General features: G+C 49.7%; 7 protein-coding genes. All 7 read right to left on the bottom strand.

Features of this window, described 5'->3' with window-relative positions:
* Positions 1-2054 (bottom strand): ligand-binding sensor domain-containing protein (locus ACWA6V_RS14240; RefSeq protein WP_449523114.1); only part of this gene is annotated, 2054 nt, incomplete at its 3' end.
* 259 nt (positions 2055-2313) lie between these two features.
* A complete protein-coding gene (locus ACWA6V_RS14235) occupies positions 2314-2907 on the bottom strand; it encodes a GNAT family N-acetyltransferase (protein ID WP_449523113.1) in 594 nt (197 codons plus the stop codon).
* Between the two features lie 194 nt (positions 2908-3101).
* The gene (locus ACWA6V_RS14230; protein WP_449523112.1) at positions 3102-3317 is read right to left on the bottom strand and encodes a DUF4287 domain-containing protein; all 216 of its coding nucleotides are present in this window, start codon (positions 3315-3317) and stop codon (positions 3102-3104) included.
* 107 nt (positions 3318-3424) lie between these two features.
* Positions 3425-3823, bottom strand: a complete 399-nt coding sequence (gene fos, locus ACWA6V_RS14225) for a fosfomycin resistance glutathione transferase (protein ID WP_449523111.1) — start codon at positions 3821-3823, stop codon at positions 3425-3427.
* A 3-nt stretch (positions 3824-3826) separates the two neighbouring features.
* Positions 3827-4252, bottom strand: a complete 426-nt coding sequence (locus ACWA6V_RS14220) for a Rid family hydrolase (protein WP_449523110.1) — start codon at positions 4250-4252, stop codon at positions 3827-3829.
* A 95-nt stretch (positions 4253-4347) separates the two neighbouring features.
* Positions 4348-5799 carry a decarboxylating NADP(+)-dependent phosphogluconate dehydrogenase gene (gene gnd / locus ACWA6V_RS14215; RefSeq protein ID WP_310072726.1) on the bottom strand — a complete coding sequence of 484 codons (1452 nt, stop codon included), beginning with the start codon at positions 5797-5799 and terminating at the stop codon, positions 4348-4350.
* 246 nt (positions 5800-6045) lie between these two features.
* The gene (gene queG, locus ACWA6V_RS14210) at positions 6046-7164 is read right to left on the bottom strand and encodes a tRNA epoxyqueuosine(34) reductase QueG (RefSeq protein WP_449523115.1); all 1119 of its coding nucleotides are present in this window, start codon (positions 7162-7164) and stop codon (positions 6046-6048) included.
* Positions 7165-7210: the final 46 nt, after the last annotated feature.

Raw genomic sequence — 7210 nt, 5'->3', positions numbered from 1 at the left:
AAATACAGGCCGTTGCGCGAACCAAATACAACCTCATTGGAATGGGTAATGACTACAGCACCAGTGGTGATACCGCCAATCAATGCCCCGTTAAAACGCGTGTAATTTTTTACGGTCAAATTGTCGGGATTAAATCGCACTACACCATTATTGGTGCCCACCCACAAATTACCCTGATGGTCTTGGGTGATGGCGCGAATCCCGGGGTCGGCAAAGCCGTGGAGGGTGTCATAGTGAGTAAAATCGTCCGTCTCCGGGTGGTACAAGTGCAAGCCCATGTCGGTGCCAAACCACAGGCGTTTTTTGCTGTCTTCGAAAATGGCGAGCACTGAACCATTGGCCAGGCTGCGAGGATTTTTGTCATCGGGAAGATAGCGTTTAAAGGTATTCTTCTCGCGATCCAAGAGATTTAAACCGTACGCAGTGCCCACCCAAAAACGGCCTTGCGAATCTTCATAAGACACCCAGGCGACTGCACTGGATAAGCTGTGTTCTCCGCTTTCGCTATGTGGGTAAAAAGAATAGATACCACTTTGGGGGTCAAATTTCGTCAGCCCGTTGTAGTGGGTGCTGAACCAGAGGTTGTGTCGCTTATCCTCAAAAATATTCCACACCATCAGATCATTGAGCGTGCGCCCGGTTTTTTCGCCGCGTCGGCTTTGGTCGGGGTCAACCGGCAGGGTGTCAAATCTGTCTGTTGCGGAGTTGTAAATCTGCACGCCAGCACCCCAAGTGCCAAACAATATACGGTCTTGTGAATCCATGGTGGCATACAACATGGTCGGAGCGGCGACACGTGAATCAGCTCCGTTGGTGTGCACGTAGTGGGTGAATAAATCGGTTTTAGGATCAAAACGCGAGATGCCACGGGCGCCAACCCAAATATTGCCCTCTTTATCTTCCAGCACCGCTTCGACGTTGTCGTCCATCGGCCCCTGATTGCCGATAGTTGATTTGTGGTAGGCGCGGATGCCAATGCTGGAACGATCATAGAGATGTACGCCCGAAGGATAGGTTCCTACCCATATGTCACCTGTGCGGTCCTCATAAACGCGTCGCACAATATTGCTGGTCAATTGCCCCGTGCCGCCGTCGGTTCGGGTGAAGCTGAGCCAGTTGTCTTGCGCTTCGTTGTAAAGGCTTAAGCCGCCGCCGTCACTGCCTGCCCACACCCAGCCATTGCTGTCGACATAGAGGGTCCATAAAAAATTAATCGATAGGCTTTTGGGGTCATTTATGTCGTGTTGGTAATGAGTGAAGGCGTTCGTTTTTCTATCGAACCGAAAAATACCTATGTCGCTGCCACCCCATACTCTGCCCGTGCGATCAACGGCGAGTGTGCGCAGGGTATTGTCCAGGGTGGATTTTGGGTTTTGAGGGCTGGGAAGGTGCAGGCTAAGCTTGCGGGTCATGAGATCCAGTTGCGCCAGGCCGATATCCAACGCAAGCCAGGCGACATTATCTTTATCCATCAAAATATCATTAACCAGATTACTTGGTAGCCCGCCGTTTTGTTGGTTCAAGACCTCTACAGTGCCAGTGCTTTGGTTGAGAATACCAAAGCCGGTAGCGGTGCCAATTAAAATATCGCCTGCAGGGCTTTCGGCGATAGCATTAATCGCACCGCCCGCTTTTAAAAGCTCATCCGGAACTGCGACTGGCAGCAAAATTTCATGGTCGCGATCATAGCGATACAGCCCCGAGCGGGTCGCTGCCCAGAGGTTTCGCTGCTTGTCTTCCAATAATTCCAACACCTGATTAACCGGTTCAGTCTCGGTCATATTGGCCGGATCTTTGGCGGCGGGAATGGGCAGAAATTCGTAGCCGTCGTAACGCAAGAGCGCATTGCGTCCGCCGAGCCACATAAAGCCCTGATAGTCCTGCAGTATCGCCTCTACTTCCCCGAGGGCAATATCCTGGTCTTGCATAATATTGCGGAAGTGGATTTTTTTGGGATAGTCAGATTCTGCGATAGCAGTGTCTGCAGCGCTGGCAGGTATCAGCGCAAACTGCGCGATGGCAATTGTCAGGAGTAAAACCAAGCTCTTTTTCATTTTTATGTCGTTAGCTGTAGTAGTGGGCGTCCTGCTAGCCGACCGCGCACCTTGCTTGTCCGGGCGCGGCTCTGTTTGGCTGAGCTGGTTTAGTTATAGCAGGTGATAGCGGACTTGGTGGATTTTGTGCCCTGCGAGTCGCAGCTTTTGTGATCTTGTGTGATGGAGATTTGCGTGAGGAGCTTGGGCGGCTATGCCCAATATCACAGGTAAAATAGTTTTATTGTTGGGCATGGCTGCCTGGACAGCCAGACCTTATTTACCGCGCCATCTTGTATTCAAGGCTCTTCTTAACCGTCGGCCATTCCTGATCAATAATCGAAAACACTACCGTATCCCGATAAACACCTTCGGCATTTTTCTGATGGTTGCGCAATATTCCGTCCTGCTTAGCGCCCAGCCGTGCAATTGCCGAGCGCGATGCGTGATTGTGCCAGTGCGTGCGAAATTCAACGGCAATTGCATCGAGCGTTTCAAATGCATGAGTCAGCAGCAAATATTTGCACTCAGTATTGATACCGGTTCTTTGAAACGATTTTGCATACCAGGTATAACCAATCTCAACCCGCTTATTCAGTGAGTCTGCGTTGCAATAGCGCGTGCTGCCGATAATTTTTTGTGTGGCATTATCAATCACCACAAATAACAAGGCGCGGCCTTCATTTTGATCTTTAAATGCTTGATCAAGATAAGTATCAATAGAGTTGCTGCTGGGAACGGATGTGAACCACAAGTTCCATAATTCACCATCGGCTGCTGCTGCGAGTAGCGCATCGGTATGCTCGCGTTTTAACGGAGCCAGGGTGACGAGATTGCCTTTTAATGTGGTTTCGTAAAGCCAGCTGTTATTCATGGTATCCCTTTAATTTTATCGATGAATTATTTGTTGCGACTGTAGGTTGCCGGTGAGGAACGAACCGCAACATGACCATATGCCCGCAACCACCAATACCCAATTCGTGTGTCGTTAATCTTTCGTGCAAATACAACAATGTGCAGTTTGTGATGGTGAGTGTTGCGGTTCGCAAGCTCACCAGCAACCTACGACTATAACTTTTCTTTATCCCGAAAATAAGCAACCAACGCATTGGCGTGACCGTGCCCTAGCTCATGTTCCTGTTTCAACCAATTAACCATCTCCATATGTTTCATTTGTTTTTGGGTAGAGAGTAGCTTGAACCAATGTTCAATCGGATGACCGTATTTGGCTTCGATGGAAGGAAAGTAGGATGCGGGGCCTTTTACTTTTTCGGTACCGGACATTGGAGTCTCCTAAAGTCTTATGATGTTTATCAAGCTTGCTGAAGCGAAGGTGTATTATTAGTCGATTGAGCCAGGGGTAATTCGACAACCTGATTAAAAATTTCTTCTTAAAACCAAATTAATCCTTTGTAGGGTTTTTCTCTCAATGAGTCCAAACGGGTTTGCAAATTCCCGCAGTGAACTTCCAATTTATGTCCATCGGGATCAAGGAAATACAAAGAATCACCTTCGCTGGTGTTTTGCTTCCATTCAACCACATTAGCTTCACGTAATTGCGTGGCGATCATATTGAATTTATCTGCTGCGCAGTCGAATGCGATATGCGAGTAGTCCTGGCTGGGGATTGCGGTATCGCAGGATAAACAAATCCACAAATCCCCCAAACTTAAATAAGCGCCTGCATCCCAGCGAGCATGGGGTTTAAAACCTAATAGCTGGGTGTAAAAATCAAAAGAGATATCAAGGGTGCTGACTGCGATTGTGATGTGGTTCAGGCCGCGTAGCATGATTTATTTCACTGCAATTAATTCAATTTCAATTAAGTGTTCAGGACTATAAAGGCGAGAAACTTGTACCCAAGTTGCCGCTGGATATTGACCATTTACATAAAACGTTTTACGTACAGAAATTTGTTGTTGCAGTGCCTCAATATCCAGCGCATAAATATTTTCTTTAATCACGTTCTGTGAGGTCAGCTGGTAGCGGGCAAGAATTCCGCCAAGCTCTTTATAGCAAACACTTACCGCCTCCTGATAATTGGCGCCACCGCAAGTCACCCCCGAGATGTGGTAAGTGTTTCCCGTTTGGACAACTGCAGCGTAACCGATGTCTGCTTCCCAAGAGTTAATCGTATGGCGTGTAATTTTGGTTGGAGCCGTTTGCGTACAACCTGCTAGCAGTAGTGCTGCAAATAAACAGATTATTATTGAACGCATGATTAAGCCTCGTTATTTGAATTAATGACTTTAAACAAAAAACCCGAACCATTTCTGATTCGGGTTTTCGTATTTCTCTCACCACATCTAAAAACTTACACGTTGTAAGTCGATGAAGAGGTGTGACCGCCGCGGCCGGTCCAGTTGGTGTGGAAGAATTCACCGCGTGGTTTGTCGGTGCGCTCGTAGGTGTGCGCGCCGAAGTAATCGCGTTGTGCTTGCAGCAAGTTTGCTGGCAAACGAGCAGTGCGATAGCCGTCGAAGTAGGTCAGGGCAGAAGTGATTGTCGGGGCAGGGATGCCGTTTACAATCGCCGCTGCAGCAACACGACGCCAGCCAGCTTGCGCTGCTTCTACGGTGTTTCTGAAATAATCATCGAGCAATAAGTTGTTCAACTCAGGATTCTTGTCAAAAGCGTCTTTGATATTGCTCAGGAATGATGAGCGAATAATACAGCCGCCGCGCCACATCATGGCAATGCCGCCGTAGTTCAAATGCCAGCCGTATTCTTTACCGGCTTCGCGCATTAACAAATAACCCTGGGTGTAAGAAATAATTTTTGATGCGAACAATGCATTGCGCAGATCATTGATGAACGCTTGTTTGTCGCCGTCAAATTTAACCGCTGGGCCGCTGATTAATTTGGATGCTTGAACGCGCTCATCTTTTTGTGATGACAAGCAGCGTGCAAATACCGCTTCAGAAATCAACGTGAGTGGCACGCCTAAATCCAATGCGATAACGCCAGTCCACTTGCCGGTACCTTTTTGGCCAGCGGTGTCGAGTATCTTCTCAACCAAGGCTTCGCCATTTTCTTTGTAGCCGAGAATGTCGCGGGTAATTTCAACCAAATAACTTTCGAGTTCGCCTTTGTTCCACTCGGCAAATACATCGTGCATTTCGTCGGTGCTCATGCCGAGCACTTCTTTCATGATTTGGTAGGCTTCACAAATCAATTGCATATCGCCGTATTCAATACCGTTGTGCACCATTTTCACAAAGTGGCCAGCGCCTTTTTCACCTACCCAATCACAGCATGGGCTGTTGTCGGCAACTTTGGCGGAGATGTTTTGGAAAATGTCTTTAACGTGTGGCCATGCCGCCGGTGAACCGCCGGGCATAATCGATGGGCCAGTCAATGCGCCTTCTTCACCACCAGAAACACCGGTGCCGATAAACAACAGGCCTTTGCTTTCAAGGTAGGCAGTGCGACGGTCGGTATCGGGGAAGTGGGTGTTGCCGCCGTCGATGATGATATCGCCAGCTTCAAGGTGCGGAATGAGTTGTTCGATGAAATCGTCTACTGCTTTACCGGCTTTAACCATCAGCATAATTTTGCGTGGTTTGGCGAGTGACTGCACCAGCTCTTCAATCGAGCGTGCGCCGCGGATGGTTTTACCTGCAGCGCGGCCAGCGATGAAGCTGTCTACTTTTTCTACTGAGCGGTTGTAAGCGGTAACTGTATAGCCTTTGCTAGCCATATTGAGGATGAGGTTTTCACCCATCACAGCCAAGCCAACCAAGCCTATATCGGAAAGTGGTTTCATAGTAGTAATAGCCTATCGTTGTGGTTGATGTCCTGACCCGCGGGACAATTCAACAGGACAGTTCCGGTCGCCAATGTCACCCGAATGCTGACCTGAAAAATTCCAGGGAGCAGTGATTGACCGATTTCTATGTAACGGCGCTGCTCTAGTGGCTGCGCTCTTGAAGGGGTGCGTATTATTCCCGTTTGTGCGCCAAAAAAACAGCTGAAGAGGGAAAACTTCTGGCTATTTTGCTGATTGTTTTGCTCAATTTGAGGGGCGTGACTGTTGGATCTTGCGTTTACGGCGGCGATTGGGCGTGGCCTGTTGCGCTAAGGCCCAATCGATATGCTCCTGCACTAATGGGCTCGCCATCCGTCTTTTTTCCGTTAATGAGGCCATGATGCGCCCATCACTCGGCGCATTTCCCAATCCCACTGCCAAATTCCGCAGCCATCCCTCATAGCCAATCCGGCGGATCGCTGAGCCTTCGGTGCGGGTTAAAAATTCGTCTTCCGTCCAATTAAACAGATCGACCAAATCGCTATCGGCCAAACCGTGGCGCGGCAAAAAATCTGTCTCGCCAGTGAATTGCGCGTATTTATTCCAGGGGCAGATGGCCTGGCAGTCGTCGCAGCCGAACACGCGGTTGCCCATGGGTTCGCGGAACTCTTCGGGGATGCTGCCTTTGTTTTCGATGGTGAGATAAGAAATGCAGCGCCGTGCGTCCAGCTCGTAGGGCCGGGGGAAGGCATCGGTGGGGCAGACTTTTAAACAGGCAGTGCATTCACCGCACTGATTGATTTGTTCGGGCTGATCAATCGGCAATGGCACAAAGGTGAATATCTCGCCGAGAAAAAACCAGCTGCCCACACCGCTGTTGATGATCAGCGTGTGTTTGCCCGTCCAACCCAAGCCGGCTTTTTCGGCGAGCGGGCGCTCCATGACCGGGGCGCTATCGACAAAGGCGCGGTTTTGGCCTTTGTGGGGATAGTCCTCCGGCAGTGCATCATCGATTTTTTGCGCGAGCACGCTCAGGCGTTTGCGGATCAGTTTGTGATAGTCGCGCCCCAGCGCATAGCGGGATACATAGGCCTTGGTGGGATCTTTGAGGATTTTGATCTGCTGGGTATCGCCCGCTAAATAATCCATCCGCACTGAAATCACCCGGACTGTGCCGGGCAGTAATTCCGCCGGGCGCGAGCGTTTATTGCCATGCGCGGCGAGCCATTCCATGCTGCCGTGATAGCCCTTGACGAGCCATTCCCGCAAGCGGACTTCAGCATCCCCCAGCTCGATATCGGTAATACCCACTTGCTGGAAGCCAAGCTCACGTCCCCAGAGCTTGATGTTGGCGGCAAGTTGATTGAGATCGACGTCTGACATGGGCGGCAACTGAAAGGATGGGAGGTGCATTTTGCCAGAATTAATA

This window comes from Cellvibrio sp. (assembly GCF_053579595.1).
Note: the sequence above shows the minus strand (reverse complement) of the source record. Positions and strands in the feature narration are given on the sequence as shown.